This window comes from Cellulomonas sp., from assembly GCF_035634735.1.
Lineage (GTDB): Bacteria > Actinomycetota > Actinomycetes > Actinomycetales > Cellulomonadaceae > Cellulomonas.
Window position 1 is genome coordinate 1 of the sequence record NZ_DASQCJ010000148.1, and the last position, 18,414, is coordinate 18,414.

Genomic DNA, 18,414 nt, shown 5'->3' on the forward strand with positions numbered 1-18,414 from the left:
GGGCGCGCGCCCGTGGCCCCGCGCGGCGTGCGGGTGCTGTTCTCCCAGGGGGAGATCGCCGACGACCTGCTGCGCCGGCTGGTCCGCGCCGAGCCGCCGGGCCGGGTCGTCGTGGCCGTCACGAGCGACCGCGCGCTGGGCGCCGACCTGGAGGCGGCGGGCGCCCGCGTGCTGCCGTCGGCGACCCTGCTGGCCCGCCTCGGCCGGGTCTGACCGCACCAGCCCCGCGCACCCGCACCCGCGAGGTCGTCACATCCGCGCGAGGTCGTCATTCGTATCAGCCGACCTCATCCGGTTGTGACGACCTCACGGCGCGAGCGCGAGCGCAGAGCCCGCGCCCGCGCCCGCGCCCGCGCCCGCGCGCCCCGCGTCAGCCCGTGTGCTCCCCGGAGTAGATCGCCTCGACGTCCGTCGCGAAGTCCTTCAGCACGTGCGTCCGCCGCACGCTCAGCTTCGGCGTCAGGTACCCGCCCGCGATCGTGAGGTCCCGGTCGAGGATGCGGTACCGCCGGATCGACTCGGCCCGGGACACCGCCCGGTTCGCCCGCTCCACGCCCTCGTCGATCGACGCGAGCACGTCCGGGTGCACGGCGGCCGCCGCCACGGACAGCTCCGGCAGCCCGTGCGCGGCGCACCAGCCCGGCAGCCCCTCGGCGTCGAGCGTGACGAGCGCGCCGATGAACGGCCGCCCGTCGCCGACCACCACGACCTGGCTGATCAGCGGGTGCGCGCGGAGCCGGTCCTCGAGCACGGCCGGGGCGACGTTCTTGCCGCCGGCGGTGACGATGATCTCCTTCTTGCGCCCGGTGATCCGCAGGTAGCCGTCGTCGTCGAGCGACCCGAGGTCGCCGGTGCGGAACCAGCCGTCGTCGAAGGCCTCGTCGGTCGCGACGGGGTTGCCGTGGTACCGGCCGAACACCTGGTGGCCGCGGACCTCCACCTCGCCGTCGTCGGCGATCCGCACCGCGGTGCCGGGCAGCGGCGGGCCGACGGTGCCGATCCGGGTCTTGCCCGGCATGTTGACGGTCGCCGGCGCGGTGGTCTCGGTCAGCCCGTAGCCCTCGAGCACGCGCACGCCGATGCCGCGGAAGAAGTGGCCCAGCCGCTCGCCCAGCGGGGCGCCGCCGGAGATGGCCCACTCGATCTGGCCGCCCATCGCGGCGCGGAGCTTGTGGAACACGAGCCGGTCGGCGACGGCCCGCTGCACCCGCAGGCCGACCGACGGGCCGCCGGCGTCGAGGGCCTTCGAGTAGGCGATGGCCGTGCGCGCGGCCCACTGGAAGATCTTCAGCTTGCCGCCGGCCGCGGCCTTCTGCTCGGCCGAGTTGTAGACCTTCTCGAACACCCGGGGCACCGACAGGATGAACGTCGGCTTGAACTCGCCGAGGTCCTGCAGCAGCTGCCTGGTGTCGGGGGTGTGCCCGAGCACGGCGCCGGCCGGCATGCAGAGCACCTCGACGAACCGGGCGAACACGTGCGCCAGCGGCATGAACAGCAGTGTCCGCGCGCCGGGCGTCGACACCACCTCGTGCAGCCCCTCGACGGCGTTCCGCGCGAGGACCGCGAAGTTGCCGTGGGTCAGCTCGACGCCCTTGGGGCGGCCGGTGGTCCCGGAGGTGTAGATGATCGTCGCGACGTCGTCCCGGCCGGCGTGCCGGCGCAGCCGGTCCACCTCCGAGTCGGGCACCGCCGCGCCCTCGGCGGCGAGCGCGTCGACCGCGCCGCCGTCGATCACGAGCACGTCCTGCAGCAGCGGCGCCTCGGGGCGCACCTCGGCGACCGTGGCGGCGTGCTCCGCGGTCTCGACGACCAGCAGCGTCACCGCGGCGTCGGTGAGGATCCAGTGCACCTGCTCCGCGGACGACGTCTCGTAGACGGGCACCGGGACCGCGCCGGCGCTCCACAGCGCCCAGTCGAGCACCGTCCACTCGTACCGGGTGCGGGACATGATGCCGACCCGGTCGCCCGGGCGGACGCCGCGCGCGACGAACCCGCGGGCCACGTCGCGCACCCGGCGGTCGAACTGCGCGGCGCTCACGGTGCGCCACGTCGTCGTCCCGGGGGTCTTGTACTCCATGAGCGGGCCGTCGCCCGTCTCGGCCACCCGCGCGGCGAGCAGGTCGAGCAGGTTCTCCCGCGGCCCCGCCTCGATGAGCAGGGGTGTGCTGAACTCCTCCATGGCTGGCTCCGTTGTCAGGCGTGGGAAGGGTGTCAGGAGCATAAGGGACTTTCGTCCCGGTCGCGGCGCCCGACACGTCCCCCGAGCGGGTGGCCGGCGCCGGTGCCGGCGGAAGAACCGCCCGGGCGCTGGGAGCGTGTGCAGAGAAGGCCGCCCAGCACGCTAGCGTGGGGGCGCACGCGCGCAGTGTCGCCGCCGCGGCACCGGTGCAGCGTCCCGGTCCGGCGGTCCTCGCGGGTGCGCCACGCAGAGATCTCACGCGGAAGCAGGGAAGCATGCACGCCATCGGTGTGGACATCGGCGGGACGAAGATCGCCGCCGGTGTGGTCGACGAGGACGGCCGGATCATCGCGAAGACCCGTCGCGACACCGACCCCCGCGACTCCGCGAGCGTCGACCGAGGCGTCATCGAGGCGTGCCAGGAGCTCGCCGAGAAGCACGAGATCGGCGCGATCGGCCTCGCCGCCCCCGGCTTCATCGGCACCGACCAGGCCACCGTGCTGTTCACCCCGAACCTGCCGTGGCGCGAGCACCCGCTGCGGGACATCGTCGCCAAGGAGATCGGCGACGAGGTGAAGATCGTCGTGGCGAACGACGCCAACGCGGCGGGCTGGGCCGAGTTCCGGTTCGGCGCCGCGCGCGACGAGCAGGACATGCTGCTGCTCACGATCGGGACCGGCCTGGGCGGCGCGATCGTCGTCAACGGCGAGCTCGTGCTCGGCGCCTGGGGCGTCGCGGCCGAGGTCGGCCACATGCGCGTGGTCCCCGGCGGCCACTACTGCGGCTGCGGCCACGAGGGCTGCTGGGAGCAGTACGCCTCGGGCAGCGCGCTGGTGCGCGACGCGCAGTCCGCGCTGATCACCGAGCCCGCGCGCGGCACCCGGCTGCTCGAGCTCGCCGGCGGCGACGCCGACGCGCTGACCGGCCCGCACGTCACCCAGGCCGCGCAGGAGGGCGACCCGCTGGCCGTCGAGCTGCTGGCCGAGCTCGGCCGGTGGATCGGCGAGGGCTCCGCGTCGGTCGCGGCGCTGCTCGACCCGTCGATCGTCGTGATCGGCGGCGGCGTGAGCGCCGCGGGCGACCTGCTGCTGGCCCCGGCCCGCCGCGCGTTCCTCGACCAGCTGTCGGCGCGCGGCCACCGCCCGGAGGCGACGTTCGCGCTCGCCTCGATGGGCAACGACGCGGGCATCGTCGGCGCCGCGGACCTCGCGCGCCGCTGAGGCCGACCGCACGTCCGCGACGGGCGCGCCCGGAGCCGGGGGAGACCCCGCGCCCGGCGCGCCCGTCGCGCGTCCGGGACCGTCAGACGACGGCGCCGTCCGAGTCGTCGTCCTCCGGGTCCCGGCGGTGCGGCATCCGCCACAGCAGGACCACCAGGCCCAGCACGAACGTGACGACGGACGCCTGCATGACGACCGGCGGGGCGCCCCGCCAGAAGATCAGCACGACCAGCCACACGACGGGCATCAGCGCGATCGCGAGCCACGCCATCGTCAGCAGCGGGTCGCCGCCGAGCACGGGGCCGGGCTCCGGCGGCCGGAAGTGCTCGGCCTCGTCGACGCGCCGCTCGGCCTCGTCGATCTGGTCGGTCGCGTCCCAGTCGCGGCCCGACGCCGGCGGGGTGCCGGCGTCCCCGGGGGCGGTCGCGCCGGGCTCGGCGGGCGTCCCCGGCTGCTCGCGGGGACGCCGGACGACGCGCCGGTCGGTCACCCACGGCGCGACGGGGTAGGTTACGGCGGGACCGGACGACGTCCGCGGGTCGTCCTGGCCTGCGGCGGCGGCCGCCGGCGGCTCCGTCGGCCCGGTCGGGTCGGCGTCGCCGCGGAGCTCCGCGACGATGGCGGCCCACTGCTCGTCGGTGACGCGGTCGCCGGAGGGGTCGTGCGGCCGGTCGGCGCGCGGGCCGTCGGGCTCGTCGCCGTCGGGCGACGGGTCGGGGCGGTCGGGACGCGGGGCCATGGCAGCACTCTAGAGTCGGCTACGAGCGCCGGGCACCCGACGGGTGCGCGACGGCCCGCACGACGAGGGCGAGAGGTGGCAGGTTGTTCTACTGGTTCATGAAGCGGGTCCTGGTGGGCCCGCTGCTGCACCTGCTGTTCCGCCCGTGGGTGCGGGGCGCGGAGCACGTGCCGAGCAGCGGCGCGGCGATCCTGGCCAGCAACCACCTGGCGGTCGTCGACTCGTTCTTCCTGCCGCTGGTGCTGGACCGCGAGATCGTGTTCATCGGCAAGAACGAGTACTTCACCGGCCGCGGCCTCAAGGGCCGGCTCACCGCGGGCTTCATGCGCGGCGTCGGCACCATCCCGGTCGACCGCTCCGGCGGCAAGGCGTCCGAGGCGGCCCTGCGCACCGGCCTGAACCGGCTGGCGGAGGGCAAGCTGTTCGGGATCTACCCCGAGGGCACCCGCAGCCCCGACGGTCGCCTGTACCGCGGCAAAACCGGCGTGGCGCGCATGGCCCTGGAGTCGGGCGCCCCGGTGATCCCCGTCGCGATGATCGACACGGACAAGGCGCAGCCGCTCGGCCAGCGCCTGCCGCGGCCGCGGCGGATCGGCATCGTCATCGGCGAGCCGCTCGACTTCAGCCGGTACAAGGGCATGGAGAACGACCGGTTCATCCTGCGCTCGGTGACCGACGAGATCATGTACGCGCTCATGGCCCTGTCCGGCCAGGAGTACGTGGACATCTACGCCGCGACCCAGAAGGCGCGCATCGCGACCGGGCACCCCGCGGCGACCGGCCCGGCGGCCCCCGAGCCCACCGCGCCCGGCGGCCGGGCCGTGCCCGATGTCCAGCCTCCGGTCCCGCCGGAGGAGGAGTCCGCGGCTCAGTAGGATGAGCCGCGTCCGTCGCGCTCCGCGCGGCGCGACCCGAGGACCTCGGTCCCGGGTCCGGCCCCGCGGGGTGCCCTTCAGTGGCCCGGGGGCTGGGATGACCCAGCTGTGCTGTTCTATCGAGAGGTGTGTCTCATGTCGGTTCGTCGCGTCGCGCTCCTGACCGCGGGTGGCTTCGCTCCGTGCCTGTCCTCGGCCGTCGGTGGCCTCATCGAGCGCTACACCGAGATCGCCCCCGAGGTCGAGATCATCGCCTACCAGCACGGGTACCACGGGCTCCTGCGCGGCGACAAGATCGTGATCGACGCCGAGGGCCGCGCGCAGGCGCACCTGCTGCACCGGTTCGGCGGCTCGCCGATCGGCAACTCGCGCGTGAAGCTCACCAACGCGGCCGACTGCGTCAAGCGCGGACTGGTCGCCGAGGGCCAGGACCCGCTGCAGGTCGCGGCCGAGCAGCTCAAGGCCGACGGCGTCGACGTGCTGCACACGATCGGCGGCGACGACACCAACACCACGGCGGCCGACCTCGCCGCGTACCTGGCGGACAACGACTACGGCCTGACCGTCGTCGGCCTGCCGAAGACCATCGACAACGACGTGGTGCCGATCAAGCAGTCGCTCGGCGCGTGGACCGCCGCCGAGGAGGCGGCCGGCTTCGCCGCGAACGTCATCGGCGAGCACCGCTCGGGCCCGCGCATGCTGATCGTGCACGAGGTCATGGGCCGGCACTGCGGCTGGCTGACCGCCGCCGCGGCCGCCGAGTACCGCAAGTGGCTCGACCGCCAGGAGTGGGCCCCGGCCCTCGGCCTGACGCGCGAGCGCTGGGACATCCACGCCGTCTTCCTGCCCGAGCTCGCGCTCGACATCGACGCCGAGGCCGCGCGCCTCAAGGCGATCATGGACACCCAGGGCAACGTCAACATCTTCCTGTCCGAGGGCGCGGGCATGCACGAGATCGTCGAGCAGCTCGAGGCGTCCGGCGCCGAGGTGCCGCGCGACCCGTTCGGCCACGTCAAGCTCGACACGATCAACCCGGGCCAGTGGTTCGCGAAGCAGTTCGCGGAGAAGCTCGGCGCCGAGAAGGTCATGGTTCAGAAGTCGGGCTACTACTCGCGCGCCGCTGCCGCGAACGCCGAGGACCTGCGCCTCATCAAGTCGATGACCGACCTCGCCGTCGAGTGCGCCCTGCGCAACGAGTCCGGCGTGATCGGCCACGACGAGGAGGACGGCGACCGCCTCAAGGCCATCGCGTTCCCGCGGATCGCGGGCGGCAAGGCGTTCGACGTCTCGCAGCCGTGGTTCGGCGCGATCCTGGAGGGCATCGGGCAGCCCCTGGTGCCCGCGACGGCGCACTGATGAGCGTCGAGGCGGACCCGCGGGTCCTCGCGGGGCTCGAGGCCTGGCGGGGCCTGCCCGTCACGCAGCAGCCGGCGTGGCCGGACACCGACGCGCTCCAGCGCGTGACGGACCGGCTCGCCGGGCTGCCGCCCCTGGTGTTCGCGGGGGAGGCCGACGCGCTGCGCGGCCAGCTCGCGGCCGCCGGTCGGGGTGAGGCGTTCCTGCTGCAGGGCGGCGACTGCGCCGAGACCTTCGCCGAGGCCACCGCGGACAACATCCGCGGCAAGATCATGACCGTCCTGCAGATGGCGGTCGTGCTCACCTACGGCGCCAGCCTGCCCGTCATCAAGATGGGCCGGATGGCCGGGCAGTACGCGAAGCCGCGCTCGTCGGACTCCGAGACCCGCGACGGCGTCACGCTGCCCGCGTTCCGGGGCGACATCATCAACGGCTTCGAGTTCACGCCCGAGGCCCGCACGCCCGACCCGGAGCGGCTGCTCGACGCGTACCACACGTCGGCGTCGACCCTGAACCTCATCCGCGCGTTCACCACCGGGGGCTTCGCGTCCCTGCTGCGGGTGCACGAGTGGAACCGGGGCTTCACGGCCAACCCCGCGTACGCGCGGTACGAGGAGATCGCCGCCGAGATCGACCGGGCCATCCGGTTCATGGCGGCGTGCGGCGCCGACTTCGACGCGCTGCGCACGGTGGACTTCTACTCGAGCCACGAGGGGCTGCTGCTCGACTACGAGCGGCCGCTCACCCGGATCGACTCGCGGACCGGCCTGCCGTACGACTGCTCGGCGCACTTCCTGTGGATCGGGGAGCGCACCCGGCAGCTCGACGGGGCGCACGTCGACTACTTCAGCCGCGTGCACAACCCGATCGGCATCAAGCTCGGCCCGACGTCCACCGCGGACGACGCGCTGCGCCTGGTCGACAAGCTCAACCCGAGCGCCGAGGCCGGCCGGATCACGTTCATCACCCGCATGGGCGCCGGCAAGATCCGCGACCTGCTGCCCTCGCTGGTGGAGAAGGTCACGGCCGACGGCCGCCCCGTCACCTGGGTGTGCGACCCGATGCACGGCAACGGCATCACGTCCGCCTCGGGCTACAAGACCCGCCGGTTCTCCGACGTCATGGACGAGGTCGCCGGGTTCTTCGAGGTGCACCGCGCGCTGGGCACCGTCCCGGGCGGCCTGCACATCGAGCTCACCGGGGACGACGTCACCGAGGTGCTCGGCGGCGCCGAGGAGATCGACGACGCCGGGCTGGCGCGCCGGTACGAGACGCTGGTCGACCCGCGGCTGAACCACCAGCAGTCGCTGGAGCTCGCGTTCCAGGTGGTGGAGCTGCTCCGGCGCAGCTGAGCCGCCCGCACGACGCACGACGGCCGCCGCCCCCGCGCAGGGGACGGCGGCCGTCGTCGTGGGTGGGGCCGGCGCGGCGTCAGGCCGCGCGCTGGTTGAACCGCAGCATGTTGCCCGACGGGTCCCGGAACGCGCAGTCCCGGACCCCGTACGGCTGGTCGATCGGCTCCTGGAGGACCTCGCCGCCCGCCGAGCGGATGTGCTCGAACGTGGCGTCGACGTCGTCGGTCTGGAAGATGACGCCCCGCAGCAGGCCCTTGGCGAGCAGCTCGGCCATGGCCTGCTTGTCGGCGTCGGACGCGCCCGGGTCCGCGAGCGGCGGCTCGAGCACGATCGTGACGTCCGGCTGGTGCGGCGGGCCGACGCTCAGCCACCGCATCCCCTCGAACCGGACGTCGTTGCGCACCTCGAGGCCGAGGACGTCCCGGTAGAACGCCAGGGCCAGGTCGTGGTCGTGCACGGCGATGAAGCACTGCTGCAGCGTGATGTCCATGCCGGTCACGCTAGAGGCACGGGGTCGCGCGACGCTTCTCCGTTCCTGACCGGTCGGGTGCGGACCTTCGCGACGCACGCGGGGACGGCCGCGCCGGCGTCGTGCTGCTGGCCCCGGTAGGCCGACGGGCTCACGCCGACCAGCTCGGTGAACCGGGAGCTGAACGAGCCGAGCGAGGTGCAGCCGACCTCGACGCACACGTCGGTGACGCTCAGGTCGCCGCGGCGGAGCAGCGCCTTGGCGCGCTCGATGCGCCGGGTCATCAGGTACCCGTAGGGCGTCTCGCCGTACGCCGCCCGGAACGACCGGGAGAAGTGGCCGGCGGACATCAGCGCGTCCCTCGCGAGCGTCGGCACGTCGAGCGGCTGGGCGTAGTCGCGGTCCATCCGGTCCCGCGCGCGGCGGAGCCGGACCAGGTCGTCCAGGGACGGGTTCGGCACGCGGACCTCCTCTCCGCTCAGACCACCGTCAGCGTGATCGTCGAGCCCTTGGCGACCTGCTGGTCGGCCGGCACGCTCTGGTCGCGCACGGTGCCGAACAGGCCGCCGAGCACGTTGCGCCGCTCCGCCTTGAGGCCGATCGCCTCGAGGGCGGCGGCCGCCTCGGCGTACTGCTTGCCGGTGAGGTTCGGCATCGCGACGGTCTCCGGGCCCTTCGACACCTGCAGCGTGACGGTGTCCGTGCGGTGGCCGGCGGCGCCCCCCTCGGGGGTCTGGGCGATGATCCGCCCGGCGGGCACGGTGTCGCTGAACGCCTCCTCGGGCGTGACCACGAGACCGAGGGTCTGCAGCTGCTGCGTGGCCTCCTCGAGCGTCGCGCCGACCACCGAGACGATCCGGACGGGCTCGGGGCCGTCCGACAGCGTGAGCAGCACGGTCGAGCCGCGCCTCAGGCTCTGGCCGGGCTCCACGGGGTTGCCGTCCGCGTCGGTGACGGCGAGCACCGCGCCGTTCGGGGCGGCGTCGTCCCAGTGGTCGCCCTCGACGTAGTCGGGCTCGAGGCCCGCGGCGGCGAGCGCCGCCTCGGCGTCGGCCTGCATCGTGCCGACCAGGGTCTCCGCCGGCATCGCCACGAGGTCGACGCCCTTCGACACGGTGAGCGTCACGGTGCCGTCCTTGCGCACCCGCTCGCCGTCCCCGGGGTCGGCGGACACCACGTCGCCGGACGGCACGGCGTCGTCGAACGCCCGGACGACGTCGGAGGCCAGGCCGGCGGCGTCGAGCGCGCTGAGCGCCTCCTCCTCGGCCAGCGCGGAGACCGTGGGCACGGTCGTGTACGCGCCGGGGCCCACGGCCAGGTACCACCACGTGCCGGCCCCGAGCGCGGCGAGCAGCAGGACCGCCGCGACGACCCAGCGCCACGGGCGGCGCCGCCCGGAGGTGCCGGCGGCGGGGGAGCCGGAGACGGTCACCGCGCCGATGGGCAGCGCGACCGTGCGGCCGGGCGCCTCGATGCGGGTGGTGGCGCCGCCGGGCTCCGCGGGCTCGTCGGCCGCGGGGTCGCCGGTGCGGTCCGGGTCGCGCACGGGCGCGCCGGTGTCGTGCTCCGGGTCGGTGGCGTGCGGCAGGGACACGACGGGCTCGCGGTCCACCCGCCGGGCCAGCGTCGCGGGGTCGAGGGTGGTGCGGGTGCGGCGCAGGAGGGCCAGGGCGGCGCCGGCGTCGGCGGGCCGGTCCTCCGGCTCCCGCGCGGCCAGGGCGGCGACCAGCTCGTCGACCTCGACCGGCAGCCAGGACGCGTCGTCGGCGTCGGACGGGGCGGGGACGTCGTTGTTGACGTGCTGGAACGCGATCTGGATCGGCGTCTCGCCGGTGAACGGCTGCGCGCCGGTCAGCATCTCGTACAGCAGCACGCCGGTCGCGTAGACGTCGGTGCGCGCGTCGCTCTCGCCGCGGACGACCAGCTCGGGCGACAGGTAGGCGACGGTGCCGAACACCGTGCCCGTCGTCGTGGACGTCACCTCGGTGACGGCGCGGGCCAGCCCGAAGTCGGCGACCTTGATCCGGCCGTCCGTCGCCATCAGGACGTTCTCGGGCTTGACGTCGCGGTGCACGAGGCCGGCGCGGTGCGCGGCGCCGAGCGCGTCCAGCACGTGCTCGGCCACCCGCAGCGCCTCGTCCACGGTCAGGGAGCCGCGCTCGGACAGGTGCCGGCGCAGGTTCACGCCGTCGACGTACTCCATGGTCAGGTACGACGTGTCGCCGTCGACGCCCTGGTCGTACACGCCGACCAGGCCCGGGTGGGTCAGCCGGGCCGCGGCCCGTGCCTCGCGCCGGAACCGCGCGACGAAGTCGGCGCCCGCCCGGCCCTCGGCCAGGTGCGGGTGCATGACCTTGAGCGCGACGTCGCGGTCCAGGCGCCGGTCGACCGCCAGGTACACCGTCGCCATGCCGCCGCGCGCGATGCGCTGGACGACCTCGTAGCGCCCGTCGACCAGGCGGCCGACGAGCGGATCGGTGACGGTGGCTCCCACGGGCGGCATTCTACGGGCGGGGGCGGCCCGGACCCCGGAGGCCCGCGGTCAGTAGCGCGCCATGTGGGTCTGGACGTTGGCGACGTACCGCCGGGTGTCGCTGAACATGCCGTTCCGCTTCACCGAGGACGCGCCCTGGTAGTACGACGCGATGGCCGTCGACAGGTCGGGGGAGGTGCGCACGAGCTGGCGCAGGATCGCCACGCCCGCCACCACGTTGTCGTCCGGGTCGAGCAGGTTGAGGTCGCGGCCCACGAGCTGCGAGGCCCACTCGCCGGAGGTGGGGATGACCTGCATCGTGCCGATGGCGTTCGCGGGGGAGACGGACGTGTGGTTGAAGCCCGACTCCTGGAACGCGATCGCCTGCGCCAGCGCCGGGTCGACGCCCATCGCGCGGGCGGTCGAGGCGACCCGCGCCTGCATCTCGGCCTTCGACGGCACGCCCATGGCGATCAGCGAGGCCTTGTTGGCGTTCGCGGAGGCGACGACGCTCGGCGCGTAGGTGCGGCCCAGGAAGGTGTTGCCGACGAGCTGCGTGCCGCTGCTCGCGGGGGCGGGGGCGGCCGTGGCGGTGGCGCCGGGGACGGTGAGGGTCTGGCCGACGCGGATGAACGCGCGGGAGTCCAGGCCGTTGGCGGCGGTGATCGCGGCGACGGTGGTGCCGTAGCGCTTGGCGATGGCGGAGACGGTCTCGCCGGAGGCGACGGTGTGCGACCCGCCGGTGGCGGTGGTCGTGGCGGCGGGGGCGGCCGTGGCGGTGGCGCCGGCGCCGGGGACGGTGAGGGTCTGGCCGACGCGGATGAACGCGCGGGAGTCCAGGCCGTTGGCCGACACGATCGCGGCGACCGTGGTGCCGTAGCGCTTCGCGATGGCCGAGACGGTCTCGCCGGAGGCGACCGTGTGGGACCCGCCGGTGGCCGCCGTCGTGGCGGCGGGGGCGGTGCCGCCCGAGGTCGGGATCGTCAGGCTCTGGCCCTCGCGGATGAAGGCGCTGCCGTTCAGCCCGTTCGCGCTGCGGACCGCGGACACGGTCGTGCCGTACTTCGCGGCGATGTGGCTGACGGTGTCGCCCGAGCGCACCGTGTACGACTCGTCGGCGTGCGCGGCGGGCGCCGTCGCGGTGGCCGCGACCGCCACGATCGCGAGCGCGCCGGTGCTGGTGGCGAGGAGCCGGCCACGGCGGGCCGCGGCGCCGGCCGGGGCGCCCGGGGTGCGGGCGGCCTGGTCCGTGAGGGCGAGGGCGGGCTGCGACATGGTGGGGACCCCTGGTGCTGAGACGTCGTGGTGCGGCGGCGGTACGCGCTCGGAGCGCGTGACTCGTGTGACTCGTGTGACTGAAGTGACCAGTGCGACGGTAGTGCACGTCCTGGGGCCTGGGAAGTCGACGGCGCCATTTGGTGCATTGACCAGGACATTTCGGACGCATTCCTCACACCCCCGGGCGGCTCCGCTGGGCCGGCAGGGGGAACGGGGCGCGGCGCGCGGGTGGCGCGTCGGGGTGGGGCGGGCGGCGCGTCCGCGTCGCGCGGGCGGTGCTCGCGGTGCGCGCGCGACGGGCGCGCGTCAGTACGCTGGCCCGCGTGACTGCGCAGAACCCCGATGACCTGGTCGACTCCTGGCTGACCGTGCCCGACGTGGCGGACGAGCTCGGCCTCGACGCCGGCCGGGTCCGCCGCCTGCTCAAGGAGCGCCGCCTCGCCGGCGTCCGCTGCGGCGAGCCGCCCGTCCTCAGCATCCCCGCGGCGTTCCTGGTCCCCGTCGACGCCCGCAACCCCGCGACGGCGCCGGAGGGCTACGCCGAGGAGGCGCCGGCCGCGCGCGCCGCGGTGCTCGCCTCGCTGCAGGGCACCCTGTCGGTGCTCGGCGACGTCGGCATGTCCGACGCCGAGGCGATCGCGTGGCTGTTCACGCCCGACGAGTCGCTGCCGGGCCGGCCGGTGGACGCGCTGCGCGCGGGCCACAAGACCGAGGTGCGGCGGCGGGCGCAGGCGCTGCTCTGACGCCCGCGGGCCGCGGCGGCCGTGGCGGTTCCACCCCGGCCGGGGCCGGGGTCAGGCCCGGCGGTCGACCGCGGCGTGGCCGAGGGCGACGAGCATCTGCCGGCCCTCCTCGGTGAGCTCGGCCCGGGCGAGCGCGGCGAACCCGCGCTCGCTCAGGTCGGCGATCAGCGCCTCGACGTCCGCCACGGCGCCGCTGGCCGCGATGCGGTCCGCGAGCGCGCGGCACGCGGCGTCGTCGAGCGCACGGTCGCCGAGGCCGGCGTGCAGCGCGTCGGCGAGCCCGGTGTCCCCGGCCGCGAGGGCGTGCGCCATCGCGCGCGCCACCAGGACGGTCCGCTTGCCCTCGCGCAGGTCGTCGCCCGCGGGCTTCCCGGTCGTCGCCGGGTCGCCGAACACGCCGAGCAGGTCGTCGCGGAGCTGGAAGGCCTCGCCGAGGGGCAGGCCGTAGGCGGCGGTCGCGGCGAGCGCGTCCTCGCCCGCGCCCGCGAGGACGGCGCCCAGCAGCAGCGGGTGCTCCACGCTGTAGCGCGCGGCCTTCGCCACGATCACCTCGCGGGCGCGCCGCTCGTCGGCAGCGGGGTCCTCGCCCCAGGGCAGCACCTCCGCGAGCAGGTCGAGGTACTGCCCGACCGTCACCTCGGTGCGCATCCGCTCGAACACCGCGTGCGCGGCGGCGCGGCGGGCGGCGGGGAGGTCGGCGACCGCGCGCACGAACTCGCGCTCGCTCGCCACCAGGGCGAGGTCGCCCAGCAGGATCGCCGCCGACTCGCCGAACCGGTCCGGGTCGCCCGACCAGCCCTGCTCGGCGTGGCGCGCGGCGAACCGCCGGTGCGCCGCGGGCCTGCCGCGCCGGGTGTCGGAGTCGTCCATCACGTCGTCGTGGAACAGCGCCGCCGCCTGGAACAGCTCGAGCGCGGCGCCGACCCGCAGGACCGCCGCGGCCTCGGGGGAGGCCGGGTCGCCGCCGTGCGCGCGCCAGGACCACCAGCAGAACGCGGCACGGAGCCGCTTGCCGCCGGCGAGCATGTGGCTCAGGGCCTCCGCGAGCGGGGCCGCGCCGGCGCCGGCGGCGACCAGCTCGGGCAGCAGGGCGTCGACGTGCTCCGTGAGCAGGGCGTCGACCCGGCTGCGGAGGTCCTCGGCGTCGACGAGTGCGGGGGCGGTGCTCACCCGGCGAGCCTAGGGCCTCAGAGCCGGACGGTCCCGCCCAGCGTCAGCGTCCGGACCCCGTCGCGGTCCAGCACGCCCAGGGTGAGCAGCTCGGTGCCGCCGTCCCCGCGGACGAACGTCGACGTCGCGGCGAGGCCGGTGGTGCCCGGGTCCACCACCGTCTCGCCGAAGCCCGCCGCGACCAGCTGCTCCCGCACCGCCTGCACCAGCTGGTCGGTGTCGAGCGGGCTGCGCAGGTTGAGGCTGAGGGTGGTGAGCCCGGTCGCGGCGTCGGTCTCGGCGCTGGACACGAGGATCTCGCTGCCCTCGGGCGGGGACACCAGGTCGGTGGGGAAGCCCGCCGCCAGGTCGCCGACCGACGACCCCGTCGACGTGGGGCTGGGCAGCAGCGACTCGGTCGGCGCGGGCGCCGGGGCCGTGGCGGTCGCCGCGCCCGAGCCGGTGGGCGCGGCGGTCCCGTCGCCGTCGGTGCAGGCCGCCGAGCCGACCGCCACGAGGGCGACGAGGAGGGCGGCGGTGGTGGGGCGGCGGAGCACGGGCGCCACAGTAGCGCCGCGCCACGGGCGGGCGCCGACTCCTCCACAGGCGGGTGAGTGGTGACACGTCCCCAGGGCGGGCCGGGGGGAACGGCGGGCGGCGGGCGGGGTGCGGTCGGCTGGCGGGCATGACGACCACGACGCCCCGGCCGGACGCCCGGCCCGACGAGACCCGCCCCCCGGACACCGAGCACCGGACCGACGAGACCCGGACACCCGACGCCGACGACCCGACCGGGGAGAGCCTGGCACCGGGCGGCGATCACCCGGCCGGGGAGACCCGGACACCCGACGCCGACCACCCGGCCGGGGAGACCCGGGGACCGGGCGGCGACCGCCCGACCGGCGAGCGCGTGCCCGCCGACGCCGGCCGAGCCCGGTCCGGCGACCTCGCCGGCGGTGCCGGCGGCGCGCGAGCCGGCGAGCGCGCCGGCACGTCGCCCGTCGGGAGCGAGCCCGTCGGGAGCGAGCCCGTCGGGAGCGAGCCCGCCGGGAGCGAGCCCGCCGGGCGGCGCGCCGTGCTCCGCCTCGGTCACCCGCGCGAGCTGCTCGCCCTCGTGCCGTACCAGCTCGGCTTCGTGCCGCGCGACTCCGCCGTGCTGGTGGCCCTCCGGCCGCCGGGCCGCCGGCTCGGGGTGGTGGCGCGGGCCGACCTGCCGGACCTGCTCGGCCCCGGCGGGCCGCGGCTCGCGGCCGACCTCGCCGCCCACCTGCGGGCCGACGGCGCGGCCGAGGTGGTCGTCGTCCTGTACGCGGGCGAGGGCGACCCGCGCGACCCCGAGCGCGGCCTCCGCACGCGGGCCGGTTCGCGCGCCGGCCGCGCCGCCGACGTCCTCGGCCGGGCACTGGCCCACCTCGGGCCCGTGACCGTCTGGTCCGTCGACGACGACCGCTACGTCGGCCTCGACTGCCGGGACCGCGGCTGCTGCCCGGTGGGCGGCAGCCCGCTGGCCGACCTGTCGGGCGGGGAGATCGCCGGTCGGCTCGTGGCCCGCCGGGGCGGCGTCGCCGGGTCGCGGGAGGAGCTCGGCGTGATCCGGCCCGCGGCACCCGGACCGCGCCGGTCCGCCTCGGCCGCCCGGTCCCGCTGGCTCGACGCCCTGCTGCGCGCCGACGGCCCGGACGCCGTGCTGCGCTGGCGGCGGCGCTCGCTCGCCGCGTGGCGGGGTGCCCTCGCGGGGGCGCGGGGTCCCGCCGCCGCCCGGGTGCCGTCCGCCGCGCTGGGACGCGTCGAGGCCGCGCTGCTCGACCCGGTGGTGCGGGACGCGGTCGTGCTGACGCTCGTGGCGCCGGACGACGCCGGGCTGCCGGACGCGCTGCTGGTCGCCGGCTCGCCGTGGCCGCCGGGGGTGGCCTGGTCGGGCCCCGCGGGATGGACGGACGACGAGGCGTGGCCGGGGGAGGACGACGCCGTGGGGTCCGCGGACCGCGCCGCGCCACCGGTCTCCGGCGAGCGCCGGGACGCCGAGGACTCCCGGGGCGCCGAGGACTCCCGGGACGGCGACGCCCCCCGGGGCGCCGTGGACTCCCGGGGCGCCGAGGGGCCCCGGAGCGTCGAGCACGCCCGGGACACCGAGCGCCCCCGGGACGCGGACCGCGCCCGGGACGCCGACGACCCCGACGCCGCCGACGTGTCCGAGCGCGTCCGCGCCGCGCTCGACCGGCTCGTCGACCCGGTGCGTGGCCGGGAGCCCTGCGAGGACGTCGCGGCCGCCGGGTGGGGGGTGCTCGAGCGCGTCGTGGCGCACGGCCGGCGCGACCGGCAGGCGCCCGCCCTCACCCTGCTCGCGCTGCTGGCGTGGTGGGACGGCGACGCCGTCCGGGCGTCCGTGCTGGTCGACCGGGCGCTGGACCAGGACCCGGGCCACCGGCTCGCCGAGCTGCTGGACCGCGCCCTCGGCGCGGGCCTCCCGCCGGGCTGGGTGCGTCGTCGCTGCTGAGCGCCCCACCGCCGGTCGTGCGCCCCGACCCGTTCCGGTACGGTCGGAGCACGGTCCACGGCCCGCACCCGCGCGACGGCGCACCGGTGCGCGCCCGAGGACGCACAGCGCACGTGCGAGGAGCACACATGAGCATCGTGGTCGGGTACCTGGCGACGGTCGAGGGGCGTGCCGCCCTCGCCGCGGCGACGGGCGAGGCGGTCCGCCGGTCGGAGCCGCTGGTGGTGGTCGTGAGCGAGCGCGGCGACGAGACGGACGAGCAGAAGGCCGAGCTCGCGACCGCGCTCGACGAGGTCCGCGCCTCGCTCGAGGCGGAGGACGTCCCGCACGACGTCCGGGTCATCTCCGGCGGCCGCGACGTCGCGGAGTCCCTCATCGGCACCGCCGAGGAGACCGACGCGACCCTCATCGTCATCGGGCTGCGCCGCCGCAGCCCGGTCGGCAAGCTGATCCTCGGGGCCAACGCGCAGCGCATCCTGCTCGACTCCCCGTGCCCGGTCCTGGCGGTCAAGCCCGACCCCAGCTGACCGTCGCGGCCGCCCCTGCACCGACACGCCCGGGCGACCGGGACACGCCGGGGACCGGCGACCCACGCACCGTTCGAGGCCCGTCGCGGGAATCCGCGGCGGGCCTCGTGCGTTGAGCACCTACGACAGGTCATCCGGCCTGCCGGACCGAGGCCTCGCCGCCCGTCCGGGGGCATCCCGAGGTGGGTGCGGGCCGGTACAATATCGAGGTACCCGATGCGCCGAACCGGGTCCCTTGCTGCCGAAAGGTCATTCGTGACGCCCCAGACTCCCACCCCCACACTCCCGCGTGAGTTCGAGCACCCCGCCCTGCAGGACCTCGTGCGCGCCGGGCGCACCAACGGCAGCGTCGACGCCGCTGCGCTGCGTCACGCGTGCGAGGCCGCTCAGGTGGAGGACGCCAGGCGGCTGAAGGCCGTCGTGCGCGGTCTGGCCAACGCCGGCATCACCATCGAGGAGCCGACCGCCGCGCCCGCCCGCGCGGTCGCGGCCACCACCGCCAAGGCGCGGCCGTCGGCCAAGGCCGTCGTCGCGGCCGAGGACGGCGACGAGGCGGAGAAGCCCGCCCGCAAGACGCGCGCCGCCGCCGCCAAGCCGGCCGCCAAGAAGGCGACCGCCGGGAAGGCCGCCACCGCCAAGCCCGTCAAGGCGACGAAGGCCACCAAGGCCAAGTCGGACGAGGACGGCGACGAGGAGGACGTCGAGCTCGAGGACGTCGAGATCGACGAGGCCGAGCTCGAGGCCGGCGACGACGCCGAGGAGACCACCGAGGACGGCGAGTCGGAGGAGACCCCGGCCGCCGCCAAGAAGGCCCCCGCGGCCGAGGAGTCCACGGACACCGGCTTCGTCGTGTCCGACCGGGACGAGGACGACGCGCCGGCCCAGCAGGTCGTGACCGCCGGCGCCACCGCCGACCCGGTCAAGGACTACCTCAAGCAGATCGGCAAGGTCGCGCTGCTGAACGCCGAGCAGGAGGTCGAGCTCGCCAAGCGCATCGAGGCCGGCCTGTTCGCCGAGGAGCGCCTCGCCGCGATCGGTGACGACCTCGAGCCGAAGGCCCGCCGCGAGCTGCAGTGGATCGCGCAGGACGGCCGCCGCGCCAAGAACCACCTGCTCGAGGCCAACCTCCGCCTGGTCGTCTCGCTCGCCAAGCGCTACACCGGCCGCGGCATGCTGTTCCTGGACCTGATCCAGGAGGGCAACCTCGGTCTGATCCGCGCGGTCGAGAAGTTCGACTACACCAAGGGCTACAAGTTCTCGACGTACGCCACCTGGTGGATCCGGCAGGCGATCACCCGCGCCATGGCCGACCAGGCCCGCACCATCCGCATCCCGGTGCACATGGTCGAGGTCATCAACAAGCTGGCGCGCGTGCAGCGGCAGATGCTCCAGGACCTCGGTCGGGAGCCCACGCCGGAGGAGCTCGCCAAGGAGCTCGACATGACCCCCGAGAAGGTCGTCGAGGTCCAGAAGTACGGCCGCGAGCCCATCTCGCTGCACACCCCGCTCGGCGAGGACGGCGACAGCGAGTTCGGTGACCTCATCGAGGACTCC

At 75.7% G+C, this 18,414-nt stretch carries 16 protein-coding genes and 1 pseudogene; 9 read left to right on the plus strand and 8 right to left on the minus strand.

Annotated elements, in window-relative coordinates; translation table 11 throughout:
• Nucleotides 1–213, plus strand: a pseudogene (locus VER05_RS12890) (hypothetical protein); the annotation flags it as partial.
• Nucleotides 214–370: 157 nt separating this feature from the next.
• On the opposite strand, the gene VER05_RS12895 reads toward VER05_RS12890, so the two are convergent.
• Nucleotides 371–2,179 (minus strand): AMP-dependent synthetase/ligase, encoded by a 1,809-nt coding sequence (locus tag VER05_RS12895; RefSeq protein ID WP_324845742.1) that lies wholly within the window; start codon nt 2,177–2,179, stop codon nt 371–373.
• Between the two features lie 275 nt (nt 2,180–2,454).
• On the opposite strand from VER05_RS12895, the gene VER05_RS12900 reads away from it, so the two are divergent.
• Nucleotides 2,455–3,399 carry an ROK family glucokinase gene (locus VER05_RS12900; protein ID WP_324845743.1) on the plus strand — a complete coding sequence of 315 codons (945 nt, stop codon included), beginning with the start codon at nt 2,455–2,457 and terminating at the stop codon, nt 3,397–3,399.
• An 82-nt stretch (nt 3,400–3,481) separates the two neighbouring features.
• Here the strand turns inward: VER05_RS12900 and VER05_RS12905 are convergent, their stop codons facing one another.
• Nucleotides 3,482–4,138, minus strand: a complete 657-nt coding sequence (locus VER05_RS12905; RefSeq protein ID WP_324845744.1) for a hypothetical protein — start codon at nt 4,136–4,138, stop codon at nt 3,482–3,484.
• 98 nt (nt 4,139–4,236) lie between these two features.
• On the opposite strand from VER05_RS12905, the gene VER05_RS12910 reads away from it, so the two are divergent.
• The 3 genes from VER05_RS12910 to VER05_RS12920 all read left to right on the plus strand — a co-directional run bounded on the left by VER05_RS12910 (nt 4,237) and on the right by VER05_RS12920 (nt 7,721).
• Nucleotides 4,237–5,013, plus strand: coding sequence for a lysophospholipid acyltransferase family protein (locus tag VER05_RS12910; RefSeq protein ID WP_414647625.1), 777 nt, complete (start codon nt 4,237–4,239; stop codon nt 5,011–5,013).
• Nucleotides 5,014–5,148: 135 nt separating this feature from the next.
• Complete coding sequence (locus tag VER05_RS12915; protein WP_324845746.1) at nt 5,149–6,369, plus strand: pyrophosphate--fructose-6-phosphate 1-phosphotransferase; 1,221 nt, start codon at nt 5,149–5,151, stop codon at nt 6,367–6,369.
• Entirely contained in the window at nt 6,369–7,721 is a 1,353-nt protein-coding gene (locus VER05_RS12920; RefSeq protein WP_324845747.1) for a class II 3-deoxy-7-phosphoheptulonate synthase, read from the plus strand. The genes VER05_RS12915 and VER05_RS12920 overlap by 1 nt, the downstream gene beginning before the upstream one ends.
• A 79-nt stretch (nt 7,722–7,800) precedes the next feature.
• Here VER05_RS12920 and VER05_RS12925 read toward each other — a convergent pair whose 3' ends face one another.
• The 4 genes from VER05_RS12925 to VER05_RS12940 form a co-directional block, all read right to left on the minus strand.
• A complete protein-coding gene (locus VER05_RS12925; RefSeq protein ID WP_324845748.1) occupies nt 7,801–8,214 on the minus strand; it encodes a VOC family protein in 414 nt (137 codons plus the stop codon).
• A gap of 5 nt (nt 8,215–8,219) precedes the next feature.
• A complete protein-coding gene (locus tag VER05_RS12930) occupies nt 8,220–8,600 on the minus strand; it encodes a helix-turn-helix transcriptional regulator (protein ID WP_324845757.1) in 381 nt (126 codons plus the stop codon).
• A 71-nt stretch (nt 8,601–8,671) separates the two neighbouring features.
• Nucleotides 8,672–10,687, minus strand: a complete 2,016-nt coding sequence (gene pknB, locus VER05_RS12935; protein ID WP_324845749.1) for a Stk1 family PASTA domain-containing Ser/Thr kinase — start codon at nt 10,685–10,687, stop codon at nt 8,672–8,674.
• Between the two features lie 48 nt (nt 10,688–10,735).
• Nucleotides 10,736–11,941, minus strand: coding sequence for a lytic transglycosylase (locus VER05_RS12940; protein WP_324845750.1), 1,206 nt, complete (start codon nt 11,939–11,941; stop codon nt 10,736–10,738).
• 326 nt (nt 11,942–12,267) lie between these two features.
• Between VER05_RS12940 and VER05_RS12945 the strand changes: the two genes are divergently transcribed.
• On the plus strand, nt 12,268–12,687 hold the full coding sequence (locus VER05_RS12945) for an Rv2175c family DNA-binding protein (protein ID WP_324845751.1): 420 nt from the start codon (nt 12,268–12,270) through the stop codon (nt 12,685–12,687).
• Between the two features lie 51 nt (nt 12,688–12,738).
• Here the strand turns inward: VER05_RS12945 and VER05_RS12950 are convergent, their stop codons facing one another.
• Together VER05_RS12950 and VER05_RS12955 are read right to left on the minus strand one after the other, a co-directional pair.
• The gene (locus tag VER05_RS12950) at nt 12,739–13,857 is read right to left on the minus strand and encodes a polyprenyl synthetase family protein (RefSeq protein ID WP_324845752.1); all 1,119 of its coding nucleotides are present in this window, start codon (nt 13,855–13,857) and stop codon (nt 12,739–12,741) included.
• 17 nt (nt 13,858–13,874) lie between these two features.
• Nucleotides 13,875–14,393, minus strand: coding sequence for a hypothetical protein (locus tag VER05_RS12955; protein ID WP_324845753.1), 519 nt, complete (start codon nt 14,391–14,393; stop codon nt 13,875–13,877).
• 128 nt (nt 14,394–14,521) lie between these two features.
• Here VER05_RS12955 and VER05_RS12960 point away from each other — a divergent pair, with 128 nt between their 5' ends.
• The 3 genes from VER05_RS12960 to VER05_RS12970 all read left to right on the plus strand — a co-directional run.
• The gene (locus VER05_RS12960) at nt 14,522–16,333 is read left to right on the plus strand and encodes a DUF4192 domain-containing protein (protein ID WP_324845754.1); all 1,812 of its coding nucleotides are present in this window, start codon (nt 14,522–14,524) and stop codon (nt 16,331–16,333) included.
• A 128-nt stretch (nt 16,334–16,461) separates the two neighbouring features.
• Nucleotides 16,462–16,860, plus strand: a complete 399-nt coding sequence (locus VER05_RS12965) for a universal stress protein (RefSeq protein ID WP_324845755.1) — start codon at nt 16,462–16,464, stop codon at nt 16,858–16,860.
• A 216-nt stretch (nt 16,861–17,076) separates the two neighbouring features.
• A partial coding sequence (locus VER05_RS12970) for an RNA polymerase sigma factor (RefSeq protein ID WP_324845756.1) occupies nt 17,077–18,414 on the plus strand: 1,338 nt, incomplete at its 3' end.